The sequence below is a fragment of the Microbacterium sp. ZW T6_19 genome (assembly GCF_044987465.1).
Lineage (GTDB): Bacteria > Actinomycetota > Actinomycetes > Actinomycetales > Microbacteriaceae > Microbacterium > Microbacterium natoriense_A.
Map to the genome: position 1 here is coordinate 151,335 of NZ_JBJDRH010000006.1, position 23,680 is coordinate 175,014.

Genomic DNA, 23,680 nt, shown 5'->3' on the forward strand with positions numbered 1-23,680 from the left:
GGACGGGCGTGCTGTGGAGTCGATGACGCGGCGCGGGTTGCGACGCGTCATCCCTTGACGACGTCTGCGGGGAGTGCCCGGGCCGAATGATCGGGCGACGACGGGGTAGTGGAGCATCAGCGGCATCCGGGGATGGCTGCGGCTTTGCAGGCATGCCTTCACGCTAAACGTCTGATCATTCGGTGTCAATATGCATATTCTGGCGTGATCGATTGCAGTCCGCTAGTCTAAACATCTGATGACTCACGCCTCGGGCAGAGGCGCGTCGACACCAGCAGAGGACGCAAGATGACGAACACACCGGAGTGGAACGACCCTGCCGTCTACGAATGGGGGACCGAACCCGCTCACGCCTCGCTCATGCCTTATGAGACGCACGCGCAGGCCCTGCACGCTGATCGGCTCGACTCGCCGTATCGCCTGAGCCTCGACGGCGAGTGGAAGTTCCTCTGGTCGGAGAACCCGGCGGAGAGGATGCTCGACTTCGCCGACGACCGTGTCGATGACGCGGATTGGGCGACGATCCCGGTTCCTTCCTCCTGGCAGCTGCACGGCTACGACTTCCCCATCGGGACGAACACCGTCCTGCCGTGGACCGGAGCCAACGGGAAAGGCGAACAGCCCGATCCGCGCGGCGACTACCCGCACGCCCCGACCGCGTACAACCCGGTCGGCCAGTACCGCACGACCTTCGAGCTTCCGGAGGAATGGGCGCCTCGTCGTACCTTCATCCGGTTCGACGGTGTGGAATCCGCGTACTACGTCTGGATCAACGGCCAGAAGATCGGCTACCGCGAAGACAGTTACACGCCCGGCGAATTCGATATCACCGCTCACCTCCGCCCTGGACGCAACCTCATCGCGGTGGAGGTCTATCGCTGGTGCACCGGTTCCTACCTGGAGAACCAGGACAACGTGCGGCTGTCCGGCATCTTCCGCAGCGTGTCCCTGATCTCCCGATCGCCGGTGCTGATTCGCGACTTCACCGTTCGCACCCAGCTGGACGACGCGTTCGCCGACGCCGTGCTCGAGGTCACCGCTGACATCCGCGACTACGCCGGTGAGAGCACCGGCCTCGATCACAGCGTGAAGGCGCGTCTCTTCGACGGCACAGCGCCATCGGCGGCCGAGGTGTGGACGGAGGCCTCCCGCGTGCAGCCGGCCGACGTCGGGGTCGATTCCTCCGTCGGTCTGTCGGCGCTCGTCCGGCAGCCGCGTCTGTGGTCGGCCGAGCGCCCGGAGCTCTACACGCTGGTCCTCGAGCTGTGCGACGAGACCGGATCGATCGTCGAGCGCATCTCCACACGCGTCGGCTTCCGACGGGTCGAGATCGTCGACGGCGCACTCCTGCTCAACGGCCGACCGCTGTCCATCCGAGGCGTCAACCGCCACGAGTGGAACCCGCGAACAGGGCGCACGCTCTCGAGCGCGGACATGATCGCCGACATCCGCCTCATGAAGCAGTCCAACATCAACGCCGTGCGCACCTCGCACTACCCGAACGATCCCCGTTGGTACGAGTTCGCCGACGCGTACGGGCTGTACATCTTCGACGAGGCCAACAACGAGTCCCACATCAACAGCGTCGACGCAGAAGGCAAGCCCCACATTCCCGGTGATCGACCGGAACTGCGGGACGCGCTGCTGTGGCGGATGAAGAACGTGGTCGATCGTGACAAGAATCACGCGAGCGTCATCTCCTGGTCGATCGGCAACGAATCCGGCGTGGGATCCAACCTCCGAGCCATGTACGACTGGGCCAAAGAGCACGACCCGACCCGTCCGGTCAGCTACCAGGACCCCACCGGCTCAGGATCGCCGATCGTCCCGACGGAGCTCTCCGACTTCGACGGCGACTTCTATCCGCCCGTCGGCCAACTGATCACCCGAGCGCAGCGCGACCCCAGGCCGTACCTGCTCATCGAATACGCCTTCAGCCAAGGGAACACCTCCGGCTACCTCGACGAATACTGGGCCGCCATCCGAGAGCACCCGGGGTCGGTGTGCGGCGGCTTCCTCTGGGATTGGGCCGACAAGGGGCTGTGGTGGCCGATGCCGGGGAGTCCCGGGGTCGAGTTCATCGCCTACGGCGGCGATTGGGGCGACGACCCGAACGAGGAGGGCGCGCACATGAGCGGCCTGACCCTCTCCGATCGCACCCCCACGGCCAAGCTCGCCGAAGCGAAGCTCGCGTACCAGCCGATCACCGTCACCGCTCACGCCCTGCCGTCCCCGACTGTCACGGTCATCAATGAACACCTGTTCACGGGCCTCGAGGGTCACACGCTCGAATGGTCGCTGACCGAGGACGGAATCCCGCTACAGGAGGGAGCCGTTCCGGGCGCGGAACTGGCCATCGGGCCCGGTGAGAGCTCCGAGATCACGCTTCCTTTCGAGATTCCCGGGAGCCCTAGCCCCGAGGCGGAGTACCGGCTGGACATCGCTCTCGCCCTCGCAGCGGCCACACCCTGGGCCGAGCAGGGGCACGTCGTCGCACGTGCACAGTTCGACATCCCGGTCGCTGCACCCGACGCCACCCGTGTCGCCGCCGAGGATCTGCCGCGCGTCCGCGTGGTCGATGACGCCGGCTCGATCCACGTCAGCGGCGACCGGTTCGAAGTCGTGGTCTCCCGCGACACGGGGCGCCTCACATCGCTGGAGTACGACGGACGAGAACTGCTCGCGAGCGAGCTGATGCCGAACTTCTGGCGCACGCCGAACGACCCGGAGCTGGCGATCCCTGACATCCGTCTGAAGCGTCCAGAGCCGTCGCAGCCGTGGCGCGGCGTCGGCGAGGAATGGGCCGTCGACGAGGTCGAGGTGCGACCGATGACCGGGGCTGTGCGGGTCACCGTCAAGGGCACCGTCACCACGAAGGTGCCGTTCCGCCCGAGCGATCAGATCACCACCTCGCCGCAGTCGATCGTCTACACGATCCATGGCAACGGACAGGTCGACGTCCTGTCGACGTTCGCGCCGGTGACGGGCACGCCCAATGCTCAGGTGATCGGCACCACGCTCGGACTCCGCGAAGAGCTCGACACCATCCACTGGTACGGTCGCGGACCGCTGGAGTCGACCGCCGATCGTCGCTCCTCCGCTTTCTTCGGGCGGTACTCCGGCACCGTCGCGGATCAGGTCACTCGCTACAGCCGCCCCCAGGACTCGGCTAACAAAGCGGATACCCGCTGGGCGGCGGTCGTGGATCATGACGGTGCCGGTGTGCTGTTCGTCGCCGGCGGAACCATGTTCTTCAACGCCCAGCCCCACAGTCCGGCTGAGCTCGCGGACCGCCGCCACTGGCACGACGTCCCGATCTCGCATCGCACCGTGGTCCGCGTCGATGCTGCGCAGGAAGGCATGCAGGGCGGCAACTGGGACGTCATGACGCGCCCCGACAAGTACAGCAACGCACCGGCCAAGGGCCCGTATCAGCATCTCTACCGGATGCTGCCGCTGCGTGCAGGTGAAGATCCCGGCGAGGCGGCGAGGGCCTTCGTCGAGACCGAGCTGCCTTATTCGCCTGCTGTCGCCCCACAGCCGAGCCCGGTGGCCGACGCGTAGACAGAACGGCAGAGAACCTCTGGCGGATCGCCTCAGCGGAGGCGGTTCGCCAGAGGCGCATCCAGGGTGGGATGACTATGGGTGCCGCAGGCGGAGCGTGCGCGCCGCAGGCTCGTCCGGCAGCTCGACGACGAGTTCGCCTGCGGGGGCATGCCACATCACCCGCGTGGGAAGGTTCTTCGGGAACACGATCTCCACATCGAGTTCGCGCCCCACGTGCCGTGCCAGCGGGATCCTCACGGTGGTGGGACCGGAACGGCGCCAGACGGTGAGCAGCTCGCCCGCGTCGTCGCGCATGCCCAGGGCGACGACGGGATCGTGCCAGCCGGGCAGGCCCAGGGGCCAGAACGGCACGGCCGCCGGAAGTCTGTCACGCGTCTCGCGGTACGCGGCCAGCCCTGCCCGGACCAGCTCCATCTGCGGTGACGAGAGAAGGTCGAGGCGACCACCGAGATGCACGCGTCCCAACAGCGTGCTCGCGAGCGAGAACGCGATCCTCTCGGCCGACCAGGACGGGTCGGGGTAGGCCCACACGGCGCCCTGCTCGGGAGTCACCGCCGTGGGTGCAGCCGCCGCTATCGACGCGGTGAACAGCGGATCCTGGTTGTCGCTCGTCGACTGGACGGGGTGCACCGCGAGGGTCGCCGCATCCATCCGCTGTCCGCCGCTCGCACAGTTCTCGATGACGAGTCCCGGGTGACGGTCCATGAGGTCGCGCACCCAGTCCAGCAGCGCCCGCTGGTGGCCCAGCTGCCCGTCACCGGGACTGTCGGCATCCACGTCGGTGCCCTGCGTGACGTCCATGTTGTAGTCGAACTTCAGGTATCCGAGATCCAGACCGACGACGAGTCGTTCGACCGCGCCGTCGACATGGGCGAGTGCGGCCGGATGCCGGAAGTCCAGCTGCAGTCGGCCGGACTCGATGACCGGCTTCCCGTCCCGCTGGAAGAAGGCCTCCGGCGGCAGGGTGTGCGCCACCGGGCTCGAGACCGAGACGACCTCGGGTTCGAGCCAGAGCCCCGCGATCATCCCGGCGTCCCGCATCCGGTTCGTCATCGCGCGGAGGCCTTCGGGGAATCGGCGCAGCGACGGCTCCCACGAGCCGAGGTCGTTCCACCACGTCGCCCCGTCTGTGTACCAGCCCGAGTCCATGCAGTAGATCTCCGCGCCGGCTCGCTCGGCGGCGTCGATGAACGGCGGGATGTTCTCGCTCGTGGGATCTCCCATCAGAGCGTTCATGTAGTCGTTCACGATCACCGGCAGCGCGTCGTTGTCCGGGTGGGGGCGACGCACGCGGCGCCTGGCGCGGGTGAGTGCGCCGAACAGCTCATCGTCATCGCCCGCGAGGACGAGGGTCGTCGGGACGGAGCAGAACCGCTCGCCGGGCGAGAGCCGCCGCATCCACGCCGAGCTCTGGTCCGTCGGTCCGCTCGTCACGAGGTACAGCGCGCCGGCCTGGTCTCCGAGCTCCCAGCGCCATGCGCCGTTGTGCTCGACCTGCCACAACAGGGATCGCTGCTCAGCTCCGGCCCGCAGGACGCCCATCGGCAGATGACCGCCGGTCGACCAGCTTCCGCGCTGTCCGATGGCGAACGACGCGCGGGAGCTGGTGATGCCCCACGAGTCCAGTCCCGCGTCGTCGAGTCCGAGCTCGGCCGGGGTGCGACGCTGCCAGACCATCTCGCGGAACCACGTGTTGTGCGCGAATCCGACCTCGTGATCGAGCCACCAGTGCGCGCCCGGCGACGAGATGCCGCCGAGCGCGACGGAGGAGACTGCGCGGAGCTCGACGGCATCCGTTCCCGCGCAGACCTCGGTCTCGCATCGGACGACGGGAAGGTCAGGCCAGCTCGACCAGCGCGAGATCACGACGATCTGCGTCACCGGGTCCTGCGCGGTCACCTCGAGATGAGCCATCCCGTCCTGGTGCCAGTCCCGGTGGTCGACGAAGCGCAGCCGGCGTCCCACGGCGCTGCCCATGAGGCGTTCCGACGACGAGACGCCCGAGCCCTCCCCGCCGAGGTGGATCTCGGCGATCGGCAGAGCGGATGCGGGTTCGGGGACGCTCTCGTCGCCGACCCGCGTGAACCGCTGGACCATCGGCGGCCTGTCAGCGGATGACGAGATGTCGAGTTCGACGGCACCGGGGCGCCAGGTGATGAGTTCACCCACGCTCACCCCTTGACTGCCCCGATCAGGATCCCCTTGTTGAAGAAGCGGGCCACGAACGGGTACACGAGCATCACGGGCACCGTCGAGATGACGATGAGCGAGTACTTCATCAGGTCGGCGAGCTGCTGCCGCTCCATGGCTGCGGCCGCGTCCAGCCCGGGGGCCGCCTGGTTGAGGATCAGCACGTTGCGGAGCACCAGCTGAAGGGGGAAGAGATCCGGGTTGCGCAGATAGAGCAACGCGTCGAAGTAGGAGTTCCACTGGAAGATGGCGTACATGAGCGCGATCACCGCGAGGAGCGGCTTGGACAGCGGCAGCACGGTCGAGAAGAGGAAGCGCAGATCGCTCGCGCCGTCCAGCTGAGCTGCTTCGTAGAGCTCGTCGGGGATCGATGACCGGAAGAACGCGACAGCGATGATCACCTGCCAGACGCCGATCGCCTGCGGGAGGATGATCGCCCACCGGGTGTCGAGGAGACCGAGGTTCTGGACGACGAGATACATCGGGATGATGCCGCCGGCGAAGAGCATCGTGAACACCACGAAGACCGTGATGCCGCGTCGGCCCCAGAAGTCCTGTCGTGACAGCGGATAGGCGATCGCGACCGTGAGCACGAGACTGATCGCCGTACCGGCGATCGTGTAGAACAGGGAGTTGCCGAATCCGGTGAGGATCGAACTGTCGCTGAGCGCCCGCTGGTAGCCCTCGAGGGTGAAGTCGATCGGCCAGAACGTGACCCGACCCGATGACACCGCGAGCGGATCGCTGAAGGAGCTGGCGACGATGTAGACGAGCGGCAGCAGCACCACCAGCAGGAAGGTCGTGAGCAGGATGTAGACGCCGGCCATGAACCACCGGTCGACCACCGGCTCCTTTATGCGCGTGGGCTTCAGCCCTCCTCGCGGCTCCGGGAGTCGTGATCTTTTCTTGCCGGGGGCTTCTTTCAGCATCGAGCTCACCACAGTCCGTTTCCCGTCAGTCGTTTCACGATCGCGTTCACGCCGAGCAGCAGCCCGAGGTTGATGACTCCGTTGAACAATCCGATCGCCGCGGCCTGGCTGAAGTCGGCGCTGAGCAGGCCGACCTTGTACGTGTACGTCGCGATGATCTCCGACTGCGAGATGTTGAGGCTGTTCTGCAGCAGGTACGCCTTCTCGAAGCCGATCGCCATGACGTTGCCGACGCCGAGGACGAGGACGATCATCGCGGTGGGCAGAATGCCCGGCAGATCGACATTGCGGATCTTCTGCCAGCGGCTCGCGCCGTCGACTCGCGCAGCTTCGTAGAGGGTGGGGTCGATCCCCGCCAGCGCGGCCAGATAGATGACGGCGGAGTATCCCATCGTCTGCCAGATGTCGCTGAAGACGTAGATGTGCCGGAAGAAGTCCGGGTCGCTCAGGAAGTCGATGGATCCCAGGCCGAAGAACTGCGTCACATGTCCGGCGATGCCCAACCGCGGCGACAAGAAGAGGATGGTCATCGAGACCACCACCACCGTCGAGATGAAATAGGGGGCGTACGTGACCATCTGCACGGTGTTCTTGAAGAACCTCAGGCGGACTTCGTTCAGTGCGAGCGCGAGGATGATCGGGATCGGGAAGCTCGCCAGGACGACGTAGGCGGAGAGCACGAAGGTGTTGCGGAGCACCGGCCAGAACATCGGATTGTTGAAGAAGCGCTCGAAGTGCTTCGTCCCGGCCCAGTCGCTTCCCCAGACGCCGTCGACGACGTTGTAGTCCTTGAACGCGATGATGGCGTTCGCCATCGGGATGTACTTGAAGATGACGAAGTAGGCGATCGGGACCAGTATCAGCAGATAGAGCTGCCAATGTCGACGCCAGCTGCGCTTCAGGCCACGCAACCCGCGGGGGTTGTTGCCCCGGTCCCGGAGTCTGCGGGTGACGCCGCCGACATCCAGGCCGACACCGGGCGGGCTCACCACGCGGACCTCGCGAGTCTGAGGGTCGAGTTCGTAGGAGGGGGAGTGGAACCGGCGATCAACCTGGGGCGGGTGTTCATCAGGTCTCCTCTCTGCTTCGATGCAGGCACACTTCACGATAAACGTCAGATCAATATGTGTCAATCGCTTCGCAGGGTCGAGCGCCAGCCTGTGCCGTGGCGGAGTAAGGTCGAGGCGGCGAAGAACGGCTCTGTGCGCCCAGTTTCCTTATTTTCTCGTGAATTCCGTCTGCTCTGTGCCGTGCGGCATCCGCCCCACCCTCGCCGACGGGCTCCCTGCGGGATCTTGATTCCGAGTCACCGAGGACCAAATTGATTCTATCTTTCGGTGAAATCGCATGCCCGGTGCGCGGCACCCCGTGAATCCGGGCTTCGGCGAGCGTCCAGGTCGTACCTATTCCCGTCTTGCCGCATACACTGGCCACGTGAGTGCTGAGACCGAAGACCTTCCGACGGGTTCCCTCTCTCGATCGGATCACGTCATCGACCATGTGAAGCGGATGATCGCCTCGGGCGAGCTGCGAGCGGGGGATCGGCTGCCGATCGAGAAGGAGCTCGCCGCGCAGCTGGGAGTCTCCCGTGGTTCGCTTCGGGAAGCCGTGCGTTCGCTGGCGACGCTCGGCGTGCTCGAGACGCGACAGGGCGACGGCACGTATGTCACACAGCTCGACGCGAGCTCTCTCCTGAGACACCTCGAGTTCTGGGCGGGCCTGCAGGAGGCGAACCAGTCGGTCGACCTCCTCGCGGTCCGACGCGTGCTCGAGACCGAGTCGGCGGGTCTTGCGGCAGTACGGCTCACCGAGGAGGAGTTCGACGAACTGGAGAGCATCCTCGCCGAAATCGATGCGGGACTGGTCACCGGCCGACTCGAGCCGGAGTCCTTCATCGACGCCGATGCCGCGTTCCATCGCCGGATCGCCGTCGCCAGCGGCAACGCCGCGCTGGCTGCACTCATCGACAGCCTCATGACTCGCACATTGCGGGGGCGACTGTGGCGCGCGATCACTGAACGGGACTCCCTCGGGGAGGCGCACGCCGACCACCGGGCCATCCTGGCCGCCCTTCGCACACGCGATGCTGAGCGTGCTCGCATCCGCATGGCTGCGCATCTGCTCGGCGTCGAGGTGTTCGCCGCCGATCACCCCGTCAAGAACGACGAGCCTCCAGCACCGCAGGGCTGAGCGGCCGCGAGCCGACGAGTACTTCTTCGGCCCTCGAATCCACCCAGTAGCTCCCGGTCGGGAACTCGTAGCGCTGGATGCTCTGCTCGAGCATCTCTGCACTGTAGCCCGGCTTCGAGGGCAGCACGTAGTGCCCGGCGACGACGACTGCGGGATCGACGAAGTGCTCGTGCAGGTGATCGACGTACTCGGTGAGGCGCTTGTCGAGCGATCCGGATACGGCGACGAAGTCGAAGATCGACAGATGCTGCACGAGTTCGCACAGCCCGACACCACCCGCGTGCGGGCACACCGGGACGCCGAATTTGTGAGCCATGAGGTACACGGACAGGATCTCGTTCACGCTGGCCAGGCGGGCCGAGTCCAGCTGGCAGAAGTCGATCGCCTCGGCCTGGAACATCTGCTTGAACAGCACGCGATTCATGCCGTGCTCACCGCTCGCGACCCCGACCGGGCTCACCGCCTTGCGGATCGCGGCGTGCCCGAGAACATCGTCGGGGCTCGTGGGCTCCTCGATCCACAGGGGCCGGAACTCCGCCAGCTCGTTGATCCAGTCGATCGCCTGTGGAACGTCCCAGACCTGATTGGCGTCGATCATGAGCTCGGCGTCCCATCCGACGATCTCGCGGGCCACACGCAGTCGCCGACGGTCCTCCTCGAGGTCGGCGCCGACCTTCAGCTTGAAGTGGCGGTAGCCGTCGTCCACCGCCTCTTGCAGGAGTGCGCGCAGCTTGTCGTCGGAGTAGCCGAGCCAGCCGGCGCTTGTCGTGTAGCAGGGGTAGCCCCCGCGGTCGGCCAGCTCAGCGATGCGCTGCTGGCGCAGGGGCGCCGAGGCGCGCAGGAGGTCGAGGGCCTCTGCGCGGGTCAAGGCGTCGGAGAGATACCGCAGATCCGCGGCATCTACGAGCTGCTCCGGGGTCATCTCGACGAGGAGCCGCCACAGTGGCACCTCGGCACGCCGGGCGGCCATGTCCCAGAGGGCGTTCATGACCGCCGCCATCGCAAGATGGACGACGCCCTTCTCGGGCCCGAGCCAGCGCAGCTGCGAGTCGGATGCGAGCTCGCGGTAGATCCCGCCGAGGTCGTCCAGCAGCGAGTCCACATCTCGGCCGATCAGCGGCTGGGCGCGCTGCCTGGCCGCCTCGGCGCACAGGTCGTTCCCGCGCCCGATCGTGAAGGTGAAGCCGTGACCGTGCAGGTCGCCGTCGGTTTCCAGGATGACGTAGGCGGCGGAGTAGTCGCCGTCTTTGTTCATCGCGTCGGAGCCGTCGGCCTCAAGCGAAGTGGGGAAGCGTATGTCGTGCACGCGCACGCCGGTGATGACCGCCATCAGTCGTCCCTTCTTGCTGGCGATAGAGCAAACATCATTCGATCTATCCTTGTTTCGCGGAGAGTTTCTCTCCACGGCGAACGGAGCGTCGTCCGAACGCTCGAACCGCGCTTTCATTTGATTTCGTCGATGTTTCGCCGTCTTGGAGCCTTCCGGTTCCCCGCCACCACGAGTGCGACTGCTCCAATGCTAGCGGCATTCGGCCGATAAACATCAGATGTTTACACAATCTCGCCGCGATGCTAGCGTGGCGTCTCGTCGACGGAGAAGGAGACCGGGATGCACCGTGAGGTCTATTCGCAGCCGTGGGAGTACCGGGATCTCACCACGGGAACACCAGGGGATCTCCGCCCGGTGGTCGTCCCTCACGACGCCGTGCTCGCATTGCCGCGCGTCGCGGACCCCCGTCAGATGGCCTCGGGATACTTCCCTGGTGGGAAGTGGGAGTACCGCACCCGAATCTTCGCTCCCGCGCACTGGCGAGACCGGCACGTCGTCCTCGAGTTCGAAGCCGTACACCGCTCAGCCGTGGTCTTCGTGAACGGAGACCTCGCGGGGCGCCAGCCGTCCGGAAGCACTTCTCTCGTGGTGGAGCTCGACGCGTTCCTGCGATACGGCGTCGAGAACGAGGTCGTGGTCGAGACTCGTGCCGACCGCGACGCGCGATGGTACACGGGAGGCGGGATCATCCGACCCGTGCACATCGTCGTGGCCCCCCGGGCGCACATTCCGCTCGACGGCGTCGTGGTGACCACTCCGGAGCACGATGCGGAGTCGTCCCTCGTGCAGATCATGACGACTGTGCGCAATCTCGCACCCGTCCCCGTCGTGCGGTGGCTGGAGACGAGCCTCTCGAGCCCGTCGGGTGACGTGGTCGGCGTGGACAGGGCCAGAGTCAGCGTGCCCGCATGCGGTGAGGTGCAAGTCAGTCAGCGCATTCTGGTGGACGCGCCTCGGCGCTGGTCCGTGGACACCCCGGAGCTGTACCGCGCGACATCGCTTCTCACCTCGGGTGCGGGGGACGAGACCCAGGCGGATCGGAGCGACGTCGTCTTCGGCATCCGCTCACTTCATCTGGACCCCCGACGCGGCCTGCGGGTGAACGGTCAGCCGGTGAAGCTGCGCGGCGCCTGCGTGCACGCCGACAACGGGGTCATCGGCGGGGCGACGTTCGACGCCGCAGAGGAGCGTCGGGTCGCGATCCTCAAGTCCGCCGGGTTCAATGCGATCCGCAGCGCCCACCAGCCCATGAGCAGGGCCATGCTGGACGCCTGCGATCGGATCGGGATGCTCGTGATGGACGAGCTCACCGACGTGTGGACGAAGGCGAAGGCGCCCGAGGACGGCTCCGACGTGTTCCTCGACCGCTGGCCGTCAGACCTCGAGGCGATGATCCGCAAGGACAGAAACCATCCCAGCGTCATCATGTACTCGATCGGCAATGAGATCCCCGAGGCGGCGACGCGATCGGGCAGCGAACTGACCAGAGCCATGGCGGCGGCGACCCGCGCGCTGGACCCGACGCGCTACGTGACGGCGGCCGTCAACGGCGCGCTCTTCGTGATGGATGGCGCGGTCGATGTCGATCCCGAGCGGCTGAGCGGCGCGTCGCTGGATGCGGTGGCCGAGATCAACGCCCGCTCGATGAGCCTCGAGGACCGTATGAGCGCTCTGGCTCTCACGGATGCCGTCGCCGAACTCACGGAAGAGGCCTACGGAGCGCTCGACATCGCCGGGATGAACTACCAGGACGCCCGTTACGTGCTCGATCACGAGCGGTACCCGAATCGGGTCATCGTCGGATCGGAGACCTTCCCGACCCGGATCGACCGTCTGTGGGGCCTGGTCCTTGCCAACCCGCACGTCATCGGCGATTTCACGTGGACCGGCTGGGACTATCTCGGCGAGCCGGGCCTGGGACGCATGCACTACCGGGACGGCGAGCCAGGCGGGGGAGCGCTCGGCGCCTACCCCTTCCTCATCTCGTTCGCCGGCGACATCGACATCACGGGCGAACGACGCCCCGCGTCCTACTTTCGTGAGATCGTCTTCGGCCTGCGCTCCGAACCTTTCATCGCTGTGCGGAGACCGCACACCCGCGGCCGTGAGATGAAGGCCGCTCCGTGGTCGTGGACGGACAGCATCCCCTCCTGGACGTGGCCGGATGCCGGCTCGGACCCGCTCGAGGTGGAGGTCTACAGCGACGCGGCAGAGGTCGAGCTGTTCGCCGCAGGATCCTCGCTCGGACGACAGCCCGCCGGCGTTGCGCACGGATACCGCGCGCTGTTCGAGGTGCCGTACGCCCCGGGCAGGCTGGAGGCCCTCGCCGTGCGCGACGGAGTGCCGACCGAGCGGACGGTGCTGCGGACGGCCGGAACCGACCGTCGTCTCGCGCTGAGCGCAGAGCTCTCAGATCAGGATGCCGGGGGCCACCGGCTCGCATTCGTCGTCGTCGAGCTCGTGGACGACGCCGGGGTGCGGGCGACCGATGGCGACCTCGAGGTCGCGGTCGCCATCGACGGTCCAGGAGTGCTCCAGGGGTTCGGCAGTGCACGTCCCGAGACCGAGGAGTCGTTCGTGGACTCCCGCCACCGCCTCTATGACGGGCGTGCCCTCGCCGTCATCCGCGCGACCGGGTCGGGCCGCATCGTGGTGACGGCCTCGACGCCGGGCCTGCCGTCCGCGTACGTGGAGGTGCGGGCCGGCTGAGAAGCCGGCCCGCATCAGCGGAGCGTCAGATCCCCGTTCAGCGGCTGGCCCACAGAAGCCCCCTTTCGACGATCGTCCGCACCGGCGGCTCATCCAGCACGTCGAGCTTGTGACCGGCGGTGCAGACGAAGATCCGTCCTGCGCCCCACAGCCGCGTCCACACCACCGGCGTCGTGAACGGGCGATGCCAGGCGTCGAAGTCGCGGTGCACGATCTCGGTCGTCGCCAGGACGTCGTTGTAGGCGTCGGACAGCACCCAGTACTGCTCCGTGTGGAGGCGGAAGTCCTCGACACCCGACACGATCGGGTGATCGCGACGCTCGGGCACGATGTTCACGGTGAAGTCGAGGTAGTTGTCGGACTGCTCGCCCGTCCGTTCCTCCCTCGGCACCGCGGCGTGATGGGCGAACTGCCCGCCGATCAGCTGAAGGTAGTCGGCGCTGTTGCGATACGAATCTGCGATCCCGCCGTGCCATCCGGCAAGACCCGTGCCGGCGACGACGGCAGCGATCAGCCCCGAGAGCTCGTCGTCGGCGATGGTGTTCATGGTGTTCGCCTGCACCACGAGGTCGACGGCGGCCATGATCGCGGCGTCGGCGTATACGGCCGTCCCCTCCTCGACTCTGACCTCGAATCCCTCTCCTTCGAGGAAGGGGATCATCGAGTCGGTGGTCTGCACCGGCTCGTGGCCATCCCATCCGCCGCGTACGATGAGGGCCTGTTTCTTCTGTGTCATGATGTGGGCTTTCGTTTCAGTACCCCGCAGCCGGGGCGGCTTCGGGGAGGCGCTCGAGTCTGATGGTGCGCGGTCCGTGCGACAGATCGACCGACCGGGTGCTCCCCAGACCGGTCACCGAGACGACGTCGCCGTGGCGGGCGGCATCCGAGCCGGGCACGAGCGCGAGCGAGACCGTCGCGCCGTCGGCGTCCCAGGTCAACTGGTCGATCACGATGCCGCCGCGTGCTCGCACGCCGCGGATCGAGCCGGACGGCCACGACGCCGGCAGCGCTGGGAGAACCGTCAGCGATCCCGGCTGCGACTGGACCAGCATCTCGATCACGACGGCGGGAAGCCCGCCGCTCGCGTCGACGTTGAAGATCGAGTCGCCATCGTGCGTGGATACGGCATTGGGCCGCCAGAAGTCGCGGGCGAGGGACTCGACGCACCTCAACGCGGCATCCGCATCTCCGAGCCGGGCTGCCGCGAGCCCCAGTCCGACCAGACCGAACGCCATCTCCTGGCGGCCGTCGGGCCCGGCCCAGGGCCTCTCGTCTCGCCAGTCCAGCTTCCTGCGGATCGTCTCGAGCGCCGCCCCGCGGAGCTCGGGTGTCTGAGCCGCGGGATCCTCCTCGTACCAGAACGGGTACAGCTGCGAGACGTGACGGTGCGCGAGCTGCTCGTCGAAGGCCGGATCCAGCCACTCGGCGAACGTGCCGTCATCCGCGACACGGTACGGCGGAAGTCGATCGGCGAAAGATCTCCATGCGGCGAGGTCGGCGTCCTCGCCCAGCAGATCGGCGATCCGGATGCTGAGGCGAGCGGCGTCCCGGAACGCGGCGACATCCATGGTCGCGTCGACCGCGAGCGGATTGTTGCGGTTGGCCGGAGTGTTCTCGGGTGAGTACGACGGTGCGAGATGGAGGGTACCCGCGTCGTCCGTGAACGCGACCGATGTCGCGAACGCCATGACGTTCCGGGCGAGCGGCCACGCGTACTCGCGCAGCGTCTCGAGGTCGCCGGTCGCGCAGAACTGATCCCACGCGAGGCGCAGCACCCACGCGCCCCCGGCCATCCAGTAGAGGTGCGGATACGCCGTGGCGAAGTGATTGCTGCGGCCGTGCGAATCGAAGCGGGCGGGGAGCAGCCATCCCTCGGCGCCGAACACCCGCTCTGCGTTCTCGGCGTAATCCTCGAGGTGGCGGAAGATCGCCCGCAGATAGGACGTGAACAGCTCGGGGGTGCCGGATGCGACCAGGGAGGCGACACCGCCGTGCTGCACGTTGCCGTTCTGGGTCCAGTCGCCCGACCACGCCGGCCGTCGGGTTCCCTGCCAGATGCCGACCAGCGTGGGCGGCAGCACGCCGGTGGACGAGATGATCGTGTGCCGACCCGCTGCGAAGGCGAGCTCGAGCGCCGCGAGGACGCCGTCCGGTTCCCCTGCCCGTGCGCTCTCGAGCACGGCGTCGTACGAGACCGAGTCGGCCACGCCGCTGTACAGATCGAGGGCGGAGGCCGCGAACAAGGACGCGTGCGAGGCCGTCTCGGGCGCAGCCGCACCGACGAGTCCGCCGGACAGCTCTACGCGGATCGGCAGGCTCACGGCCACGCCGGCCGGGATCCGCACTCGCACGCCGCCGTCCGCAGGGTGCGGATCGAGATCGGCGGGTACGTCGACCTCGACCCGCGCACCCGTGGGCTGCCAGGGGCTCGGCGCGTGCTCGCGGACGAACGGGGACAGCTTCTCCGCATCGACGTCCACCTCGATCAGCAGGCGACCGCCCTCGAACGCGGGCTCGGAAGGGGCCAGGAAGACGCCGTAGTCCGTGGAGGGGTAGTCTCCGTTTCCCGGCTCGTCGGGGCCGAAATCGAGAGACAGCACGCCCATCACATCCTGGGTGGAGAAGAGCTCGATCGCCAGGCTCCCCGCGGCGCGGTCGGGAACCAGTGCGATGCTGTTCCGTTCGCCGGAAGAGGTGGACCATTCCACTTCGACGCGACCCGTCGTGAAGTCTCCGACCCGGCGGTAGGTCGACTCCTCGATCGGGTCGTCGGGCGTCCATGAGAGCGCCGCGACCGGCACGAACGGATCGGTCCAGATCAGCCGTCCGTCGTATCCGTCCTCCGCAGCGGTGCGGGAGGTGATCTCCGCCGCGGCATCCGTATCGCCGGCGACGACGGCGGCGCGGACGTCAGCGATCGCGGTGCTGATGCGGGGCGCGGCGATCGCCGAGTTCACGGGCAGGAAGAACTCCTCATGGCAGACGTGGACGACATGACGCGCTGGGGTGCCGGACAGCACCGCGCCGAGCGAGCCTGTGCCCGCGACGAGACCGTGCTCCCAATCGAGAGCAGCGGATGAGCTCCAGAACCCGGTTCTGTCGGACACGGCGTGATTCCTTCCCTGCGGACAATGCAACGGTTACGCGATCACAGCCTATCGAGAATCATCGAATGAATTCGCCTTCACGTTACATCCGCAGCTTCTCGCCACGCATCGATCTCGTCCCACAGGGCCTCCGGGATCGGTGCGGATGCGCGCTCGATGCCCTGTTCGACCTGCGGTCGATCTCGCGCGCCGATCACGACCGACGCGACCGCAGGATGCCGCAGGGGAAACTGGACGGCGGCGTCGGGCAGCGTCACTCCGTGCGTTCGGCAGATCTCGGCGAGACGCATCGCCCGCCTGACGAGATGATCCGGCGTCGTCCGGTAGTCGAACCGCGAGGCCGCGTCGACGTGCGCGCGACTCAGCAGGCCGGAGTTGTACACGCCGGCGGCGACGACAGCGACGCCTCGCTCCTGCGCCAGAGGGAGCAGATCCGCTTCCGCGGAGCGATCCAGCAGCGTGTAGCGGCCGGCGAGCATGACGACGTCGATGTCGCAGCGGCGCACGAACTCCGCCAGCATCGCCGATTGGTTCATGCCCGCGCCGATCGCCCTGACAACGCCCTGATCCCGCAGTTCCACGAGAGCGTCGACCGCCTCTGTGGACGCCTGCTCCCAGTGATCGTCGGGGTCGTGGAGATAGACGACGTCGATCCGGTCCAGCGCGAGTCGCTTCAGGCTCGCTTCGAGAGAGCGCAGGATCCCGTCGCGAGAGAAGTCCCAGACGCGGCGGTGCGTGGCTGCCACCGCGAAGTCGTCGTCGAGACGGTCGGCGTGCTCGGGGGTGGGCTCGAGGAGGCGTCCGACCTTGGTCGACAGGATCCACTCCGAGCGAGGGCGATCGGCCAGAAGTGCACCCACCCGCCGTTCGGACAGTCCGAGTCCGTAGTGGGGCGCGGTGTCGAAGTAGCGCACGCCCGCGTCCCATGCGGCATCCACGGCGGCGGCGCAGTCCTCGTCGCTCGTCGCCCTGTACAGGTTGCCGAACGCGCTGCCGCCGAGACCGAGCCGGGGGAGTGAGAGCCCCGCGGGCGAAAGTCGACCGTTCATGATCCTCCGTTCGCGCTACAGTGAATTCATCATATCTTTCAATGCCGCAGGAGTTGCCATGCGTAGCGTGTCGTACATCGGATCAGGTCGGGTCGAGGTCTCAGAACAGCCGGCGGCTGTCCCCGCCGCGCGAGAGGTGCAGCTGTCCGTGGCGTTCACGGGCCTCTGCGGCACCGACATGCACATCATCCACGGATCCATGGACGCTCGGGTGACGACACCTCTGGTGTTCGGACACGAGATGAGCGGCATCGTCGAGCAGATCGGGGCGGGTGTCGAGGGATGGTCGGTCGGTGACCGGGTCACGGTCATGCCGCTGCAATGGGACGACAGCTGCCCCGCGTGCCTTGCCGGGCATCGACACATCTGCCAGAACCTCGACTTCGTGGGGATCGACTCGCCGGGTTCTCTGCAGCAGCGCTGGAACGTCAGAGCCGAGTGGCTGATCCGTCTGCCCGACGACATGCCCCTGGACATCGCGGCCCTCGCCGAGCCGACCGCGGTCGCCGTGCACGATGTGCGCCGATCCGAACTCCGCCCAGGCGACAAGGTCGTCGTGATCGGCGGCGGACCGATCGGACTGCTCATCGCGAGCGTCGCTCGTCATCTCGGCGCCGAGGTCGTCGTGATCGAGCTCGCGCCCGCCCGGCGTGCGCAGATCGCAGAGCTGGGCTTCGAGACGCTCGATCCGCGCGTGACGAATCAAGACGCCTGGGTGGAGCGATGGACCGGGGGCGCAGGGGCGGATGTCGTCTTCGAGGTCTCCGGTGCGGCCGCCGCGGTGCTGGGAGCGACGTCGCTGGCCAAGGTCCGCGGAACGGTCGTGGTGGTCGCGATCCACCCGACTCCGCGCCCGATAGACCTGCAGCGGGTGTTCTGGCGCGAGCTGCGCCTGCTCGGCGCACGCGTCTACGAGCGTCGCGACTTCGATACGGCAGTCGGACTGCTCGCGGAGGGAGCGATCCCGACAGAGTTGCTGATCACGAAGATCGTCCCGCTCTCGCAGGTGCAGTCGGCGTTCGACGACCTGGAGCAGGGGAATGCGCTGAAGATCCTCGTCGACGTGGGGGCCGGCGAGTGAGCGGCCCGTTCGACCTCACTGGACGGCTCGCCGTCGTGACGGGAGCATCCCGAGGCATCGGCCGCGCGATCGCCGAGTCGCTCGCCGAAGCGGGGGCTGACATCATCGCGGTGAGCGCGTCCATCGACCCGACGCGAAGCGCGGTGGGGGATGCCGTGACCGCACGCGGACGCGCGTTCGAGGCATTTGCCTGCGACTTCGCGGACCCCTCCTCAGTCGCCGCACTCGGCGCCCGGCTCCGGGACCGGCCCGTGGACATCCTCGTCAACAACGCAGGCATGATCCGTCGCGCCCCCGCTGCCGAGCACCCGCTCGAATGGTGGGACGAGGTCATCCAGGTCGATCTGTCGAGCCAGTTCGCCTTCACCCAGGCCCTCGCGCGCGGCATGCTGGAGCGTCGGCGGGGAAAGATCATCTTCACCGCCTCCCTGCTCGCCTTCCAGGGAGGCATCAACGTGCCCGGTTACGTAGCGGCGAAGTCTGCGATCGCCGGCCTCACGAAAGCATTGTCGAACGAGTGGGCGGCACACGGCGTCACCGTCAACGCGATCGCTCCCGGCTATATCGCCACCGACAACACCCAGGCGCTGCAGGACGACCCGGAGCGCTCTCGGGCGATCCTCGAGCGCATCCCGGCAGGGCGATGGGGTGCGGCATCCGACATCGGCGGGGCCGCGGTGTTCCTCGCCGCACCGGCATCCGACTACGTGTCGGGAGTGATCCTGCCGGTCGACGGAGGATGGCTCGGGCGCTGACGTCACCGAGTCCATGTTCGGGGCGCGCCCTGCGGCCCCTGTCCTCGTGATGGAGGACGGCGAGCGGTGGTCAACGTCGGTTCGCGGTTCCCGTCGTCGGGAAGGGCATCGGGAGGCTCCCGCCCTTGTCGATCATCGCGAGCTCGACACGCGAGGAGACGCCGAGCTTGCGGAACACCGCGTGCAGATGGGCGGCGATCGTCTTCGGCGAGAGATACAACTGAGCGGCGATCTGCTTGTTGGTGAGTCCCTCTGCGACGAGCGCCGAGATCCTCTGCTCCTGTGGTGTGAGCGCCTGGCCGAGGTCGGGGCGCGCACGAGGCGAACGCTCGCCGAGGGACTGCAGGAGGCGACGCGACTGGTCGGCCCAGGCGCGCGCTCCCAAGGCGTCGAGACGTGCGCGCGCCTCCTGCAGCGCCGTCGCCGCGTCCGCGGTTCGACCGATCCTGCTCAGCCGTTCGCCGCGATCGAGCACCGCGAGTGCCACGAGCAGCGCAGGAGCATTCCGTCCTTCTCGCGTGAGCGCGAGCAAGCGGCGCTCCACATCCTCGTCCGCAGCCAGGATGCTGTCCGAGAACGCGAGTCCCCACGCCAGCAGGTCGCCCTCGACGAGGCTGCCCAGATCACGCATCCGTTCGACGACGACGGCCGCGTCCTCCGCTCGTCCTGACCTGGCCGCGGCGAACACGTAGAACGGCAGCGCGAGCATCGCCCACGATCTATGGTGCGCGGCATCCTCCGGATCGACGACCCGAGAGAAGCGCTGGTCGGCGTCGGCGAACCGTCCGGCAGCGCTGAGACTGATCCCCTCCGCGATGAGGGTCTGGACGAGGAAGGGGTTGTGCGGGAGGGCGAAGGCCGCGGACGGGAATTCACGGGCGAGCGCCGCGCCGTCGAAGCTCCCGCTCATCACTCCCTCTGCGAAGCCCTGCAGGACCGCCGCAGTCAGACCGATGAACGACTCGCCCGTCTCCTCCGAGATCTGGCGCGCCTCCAGCCCGGCCATCAGGGAGCCTCGAAGGTCCCCCATGATGAAGCGGCTGCCGATCAAGCTGGTGAGGGTGATCGCGAGGAGCGACAGCTCGCCCTGCTCACGGAGTTCGTCGGCCACACCCGACAGGACTTTCTCAGCGTCGGTCTGCATGCCGGCGGCGCCCAGCGCGAGACCGAGGAGACGCCTGCGCTCGGTCGAGGCGAGCTCTGACGGATCGATCGCCAGCGCCGCCCGCCGTACCCGGCCCGCGTGCTCCTCCGGACTTCCCCACGACATCAGGAACAGCATCCGCGGGTCTGCGTCTTCGACGCCGTAGCGGGACGCCTGCTCGATGAACCGATGCCAGGGCAGACCCGTCGGCGTCGACCCCCAGAAGTGGAACGCCATGGTGAGGAGGGTGTCGATGGCTCGTTCGACGTCGCCGGCGCGAGCCATGTCGTCGACGATCTCGAGGCCGGTCTCCACCTGGCCGTCTCGCCCGGCGCCGGGGAGCAGATGCCTCACCCACGCCAGTCGCGCGCGGACCGTGTCGTCGGCGTCGCCGGATTCCAGTGGATCGATGATCGCCGAAGCGGCGTCGAGCCGTCCGGCGTCGAGTGCGATCTCCGCGGCGCGCGTGCTGCGCCGCACGCGTGCGGATCTGTCGACGCTCAGATCGGCTGCGCGTTCGAGCGACGAGATCGCGGCAGAGACGTCGCCGGTGCGGCGTGCCCGCTCTGCGCCTTCCTCGAGCGTCGCGGCGAGATGCTCGTCAGGTCCCGTGGAGGCGTTGGCCAGATGCCAGGTCCGCTGGTCGCTTCCGGGGCGCAACGCGGCGGCGATCGCCAGGTGGGCTCTGCTGCGTTGGCCGGGCGTCGCTGCCGACAGCACGGCTGCCCGTACCAGCGGATGCGGGAATCGGATGGTCGAGCCGTCGGAGTGCAGCAGATGCTCGGTGATGATCGCGTCCAGCGCCGTTTGGAGATCGTGCACGCCCGTGAGGCGCGAGGTCGCGTCCAGGATCTCGCTCGCGGCGCCGTCGGCGCTCAATGCCGCCACGTGCAGCAGCGACCGCGCGGCCTCATCGAGATGGTTCACACGAGCGGCGAAAGCGGCGGTGAGCCGTTCTGACAGGGGGAGCGCGTGGTCACCGGGTGCGGCGAGCTCCGGTCGCGTGGCAAGTTCGGTCAATGCGAGCGGATTGCCCCCGGCGTAGGCGAGCACGTCGCGGCGCTGCCGGGGTGTGAGACGGCCGCCTGCGTCGGCGAGCACCTGCAGTGAATCGGAGTCGTCCAGGGGGTGCAGCGCGATATGGACACCGGCCGGGAAGACTCCCGTCGCCTCGGCGGCACGCTCCGCGACGACGAGCGCGATCGATTCGGATGACAGACGGCGTGCGATGAACGCCATCACCTGTTGTGAGCCGGGATCGAGCCACTGCGCGTCGTCGACCGTGATGAGCAGCCCCTCGGCGGATGCGGCGTTCGACAGCACGGTCAGTGCGCCGAGCGCCACCAGGTAGACGCTCGGCGTCTCCCCGTCGGCCTCGCCGAAGGCCTGCCGCAGCGCCTGCTGCTGCGGCGGGGGGAGCTCTGCGATGGAGTGGCGGAACGCGAAGAGGAGCTGGTGCAGCGCAGCGAACGGCAGCTGGGACTCCGCCTCGGCCGCCGTCAACTCGAGCACGCGCACGCCCGCCGCCCTGGCGTGCTCGGCGACGTCCCCGATCAGGGTCGTCTTGCCGATGCCCGCGGGGCCGGTGATGAGGACCGATCCGCCGGAACGGTGAAGGTCCGCGACCAAGCGCTGCAGGGCGCTGACTTCATCGCTGCGGCCGACGATGCGGGGGGACTCAGGCACCAGAACATGATGCACTGCATCGAGCCCGATCGCGTAACCGGCGTCGGGCCGAAAAGTTAGGTCATCGATTCCCGTGATCTAGGTACGCCCGGGCGGTCCGCCGAACGCACCCGGCGCATAGCGTCTAAGAGGAGCAGGATCACCGATCCGCTCCTCTCGCAACGGCGCCGCATCAAGCCGTTCGCGGCGGGACACGGCGCCTCGACCATTCGAAAGAGGCAATCATGACCACGCCGACCATCGTCCTCGTCCACGGCGCATTCGCCGACGCCGGCAGTTGGGCGCCGGTGACGCGCCAGCTGCTCGACCAGGGGCACGCGGTTCTCGTTCCTCCTGTTCCGAACCGATCGCTGTCCGGCGACGCGGAGTACATCCGACGCTTCGTCGAGCAGATCGAAGGTCCTGTACTGCTCGCGGGCCACTCCTACGGTGGCGCCGTCATCACGGTTGCCGGTGCAGCCGAGAACGTGGTCGGTCTCGTCTACGTCTCGGGGTACGCGCTCGTCGAGGGCGAGAGCCTCGGCCAACTGCAGGGCGGATTCCCCGACTCCGACCTCGCGGCGAACCTCGTGTATCAGCCGTACACCCTGCCCGATGGCTCGGACGGCACCGACGTGTCCGTGAAGATCGACGCCTTCCCGGCCGTCTTCGCCGCCGGCGTGGACGTTCGCACTGCCGAGGTCTTCGCGGTGTCGCAGCGCCCGCTCTCCGCGCTCGCCTTCGGCGAAGCCGCTTCGGTGGCAGCGTGGCGCACGAAGCCCGCGTGGGGCATCGTCTCGTCCTCCGACCACACCATCAACCCCGAGGTCGAGCGGTTCGGCTATCAGCGCGCAGGCGTGCGCGCCGTCGTCGAGATCGACGCTCCTCACCTCGTCATGCAGACCCACCCCGTCGAGGTCGCGAAGGTCATCACCGACGCGATCGCCGAACTCGACTGACCCTCTCGAACAGGAGACCGCCATGAGCGCCAACCCCCACGACATCGCCCTCGAACCCGCCGCCCAGTCCTTCGTGGAAGCCACCGCGAACCCGCCCTACCTCTACCAGCTCACCCCGGAAGACGGCCGAAAGGCCGTGGACGGGGTGCAGGACGAACCCATCTGGAAGCCGCAGGTCGACGAGGAGTGGATCACGGTCGACGGTGGCCCCACCGGGACCGTTCCCGTACGTATCGTCCGACCCGCGGGCGCAGAAGGCACCCTCCCCGTCATCCTGTACACGCACGGCGCAGGCTGGGTCTTCGGGGACGCGCACACGCACGACCGGCTGGTGAGGGACCTCGCGGTCGGCACGGGAGCGGCGGTCGTGTTCCCGGAGTACGACCGAGCCCCTGAAGCGCAATACCCCACGCAGAACGAGCAGTCCTACGCCGTCGCGCGCTGGGTCGCGAACGACGGCTCGCAGAAGGGTCTCGACGGAAGTCGCCTCGTCGTCGCGGGCGACTCGGTGGGCGGCAACATGGCCACGGTGCTCACGATCATGGCCGCGCAGCGAGGAGATGTGGTGTTCCGCGCCCAGGCGCTGTTCTACCCCGTCACGGACGCTTCTTTCGACACCGCGTCATACGAGGAGTTCGCCGAAGGCTATTTCCTGACGCTCGAAGGCATGAAGTGGTTCTGGGATCAGTACACCACCGATGCCGCGGAACGAGCAGAGATCACGGCATCCCCGCTTCGTGCGACGATCGAGCAGCTCGCCGGTCTTCCGCAGGCCCTGGTCATCACGGGCGAGGCCGACGTGCTCCGGGACGAAGGTGAGGCGTACGCGGCCAAGCTGCGTCGAGCCGGGGTCCCGGTCACCGCCGTCCGCTATCAGGGCATCGTCCACGACTTCGTGATGGTGAACTCGATGCACGACACCCACGCGGCGAAGTCCGCGATCGCGCAGGCCGTCGCCTTCCTCAAGGCGGCGCTCGAGAACTGAGGCGAACGTCGCAGGCGCGG

The 23,680-nt window shown here is 67.7% G+C and carries 15 protein-coding genes; 7 read left to right on the forward strand and 8 right to left on the reverse strand.

Annotation, left to right across the window (positions count from 1 at the left end; translation table 11 throughout):
• The first annotated feature begins 288 nt into the window (after positions 1-288).
• Positions 289-3,564 (forward strand): glycoside hydrolase family 2 TIM barrel-domain containing protein, encoded by a 3,276-nt coding sequence (locus ACI3KT_RS11010; RefSeq protein WP_404904242.1) that lies wholly within the window; start codon positions 289-291, stop codon positions 3,562-3,564.
• 75 nt (positions 3,565-3,639) lie between these two features.
• Here the strand turns inward: ACI3KT_RS11010 and ACI3KT_RS11015 are convergent, their stop codons facing one another.
• From ACI3KT_RS11015 to ACI3KT_RS11025, 3 genes are all read right to left on the reverse strand, one after another.
• The gene (locus tag ACI3KT_RS11015; protein ID WP_404904243.1) at positions 3,640-5,736 is read right to left on the reverse strand and encodes a glycoside hydrolase family 36 protein; all 2,097 of its coding nucleotides are present in this window, start codon (positions 5,734-5,736) and stop codon (positions 3,640-3,642) included.
• Positions 5,737-5,738: 2 nt separating this feature from the next.
• The gene (locus ACI3KT_RS11020) at positions 5,739-6,602 is read right to left on the reverse strand and encodes a carbohydrate ABC transporter permease (RefSeq protein ID WP_307294754.1); all 864 of its coding nucleotides are present in this window, start codon (positions 6,600-6,602) and stop codon (positions 5,739-5,741) included.
• A gap of 89 nt (positions 6,603-6,691) precedes the next feature.
• Complete coding sequence (locus ACI3KT_RS11025; RefSeq protein WP_404904245.1) at positions 6,692-7,675, reverse strand: ABC transporter permease; 984 nt, start codon at positions 7,673-7,675, stop codon at positions 6,692-6,694.
• Positions 7,676-8,120: 445 nt separating this feature from the next.
• Here ACI3KT_RS11025 and ACI3KT_RS11030 point away from each other — a divergent pair, with 445 nt between their 5' ends.
• Positions 8,121-8,876 carry a FadR/GntR family transcriptional regulator gene (locus ACI3KT_RS11030; protein ID WP_404904247.1) on the forward strand — a complete coding sequence of 252 codons (756 nt, stop codon included), beginning with the start codon at positions 8,121-8,123 and terminating at the stop codon, positions 8,874-8,876.
• On the opposite strand, the gene ACI3KT_RS11035 is transcribed toward ACI3KT_RS11030, so the two are convergent.
• Positions 8,842-10,206 carry an enolase C-terminal domain-like protein gene (locus tag ACI3KT_RS11035; protein ID WP_404904249.1) on the reverse strand — a complete coding sequence of 455 codons (1,365 nt, stop codon included), beginning with the start codon at positions 10,204-10,206 and terminating at the stop codon, positions 8,842-8,844. The genes ACI3KT_RS11030 and ACI3KT_RS11035 overlap by 35 nt on opposite strands.
• Positions 10,207-10,485: 279 nt before the next feature.
• Between ACI3KT_RS11035 and ACI3KT_RS11040 the strand changes: the two genes are divergently transcribed.
• A complete protein-coding gene (locus ACI3KT_RS11040; RefSeq protein ID WP_404904251.1) occupies positions 10,486-12,915 on the forward strand; it encodes a glycoside hydrolase family 2 TIM barrel-domain containing protein in 2,430 nt (809 codons plus the stop codon).
• A gap of 37 nt (positions 12,916-12,952) precedes the next feature.
• On the opposite strand, the gene ACI3KT_RS11045 is transcribed toward ACI3KT_RS11040, so the two are convergent.
• The 3 genes from ACI3KT_RS11045 to ACI3KT_RS11055 all read right to left on the reverse strand — a co-directional run bounded on the left by ACI3KT_RS11045 (position 12,953) and on the right by ACI3KT_RS11055 (position 17,071).
• Complete coding sequence (locus tag ACI3KT_RS11045; RefSeq protein WP_404904252.1) at positions 12,953-13,651, reverse strand: ThuA domain-containing protein; 699 nt, start codon at positions 13,649-13,651, stop codon at positions 12,953-12,955.
• A gap of 16 nt (positions 13,652-13,667) precedes the next feature.
• On the reverse strand, positions 13,668-16,022 hold the full coding sequence (locus ACI3KT_RS11050; protein ID WP_404904254.1) for a glycosyl hydrolase family 95 catalytic domain-containing protein: 2,355 nt from the start codon (positions 16,020-16,022) through the stop codon (positions 13,668-13,670).
• 77 nt (positions 16,023-16,099) lie between these two features.
• Positions 16,100-17,071: an aldo/keto reductase gene (locus ACI3KT_RS11055; protein ID WP_404904256.1), complete on the reverse strand. Its 972-nt coding sequence runs from the start codon at positions 17,069-17,071 to the stop codon at positions 16,100-16,102.
• 58 nt (positions 17,072-17,129) lie between these two features.
• On the opposite strand from ACI3KT_RS11055, the gene ACI3KT_RS11060 reads away from it, so the two are divergent.
• Together ACI3KT_RS11060 and ACI3KT_RS11065 are read left to right on the forward strand one after the other, a co-directional pair.
• Positions 17,130-18,152, forward strand: coding sequence for a zinc-binding dehydrogenase (locus ACI3KT_RS11060; RefSeq protein WP_404904258.1), 1,023 nt, complete (start codon positions 17,130-17,132; stop codon positions 18,150-18,152).
• The gene (locus tag ACI3KT_RS11065) at positions 18,149-18,907 is read left to right on the forward strand and encodes an SDR family oxidoreductase (protein WP_404904260.1); all 759 of its coding nucleotides are present in this window, start codon (positions 18,149-18,151) and stop codon (positions 18,905-18,907) included. Before ACI3KT_RS11060 ends, ACI3KT_RS11065 begins: the two co-directional genes overlap by 4 nt.
• Positions 18,908-18,977: 70 nt before the next feature.
• On the opposite strand, the gene ACI3KT_RS11070 is transcribed toward ACI3KT_RS11065, so the two are convergent.
• On the reverse strand, positions 18,978-21,737 hold the full coding sequence (locus ACI3KT_RS11070; RefSeq protein WP_404904262.1) for an ATP-binding protein: 2,760 nt from the start codon (positions 21,735-21,737) through the stop codon (positions 18,978-18,980).
• A gap of 224 nt (positions 21,738-21,961) precedes the next feature.
• Here ACI3KT_RS11070 and ACI3KT_RS11075 point away from each other — a divergent pair, with 224 nt between their 5' ends.
• Positions 21,962-22,675, forward strand: coding sequence for an alpha/beta fold hydrolase (locus tag ACI3KT_RS11075; protein WP_404904263.1), 714 nt, complete (start codon positions 21,962-21,964; stop codon positions 22,673-22,675).
• 22 nt (positions 22,676-22,697) lie between these two features.
• Positions 22,698-23,660, forward strand: coding sequence for an alpha/beta hydrolase (locus ACI3KT_RS11080; RefSeq protein ID WP_404904265.1), 963 nt, complete (start codon positions 22,698-22,700; stop codon positions 23,658-23,660).
• Positions 23,661-23,680 lie beyond the last annotated feature (20 nt).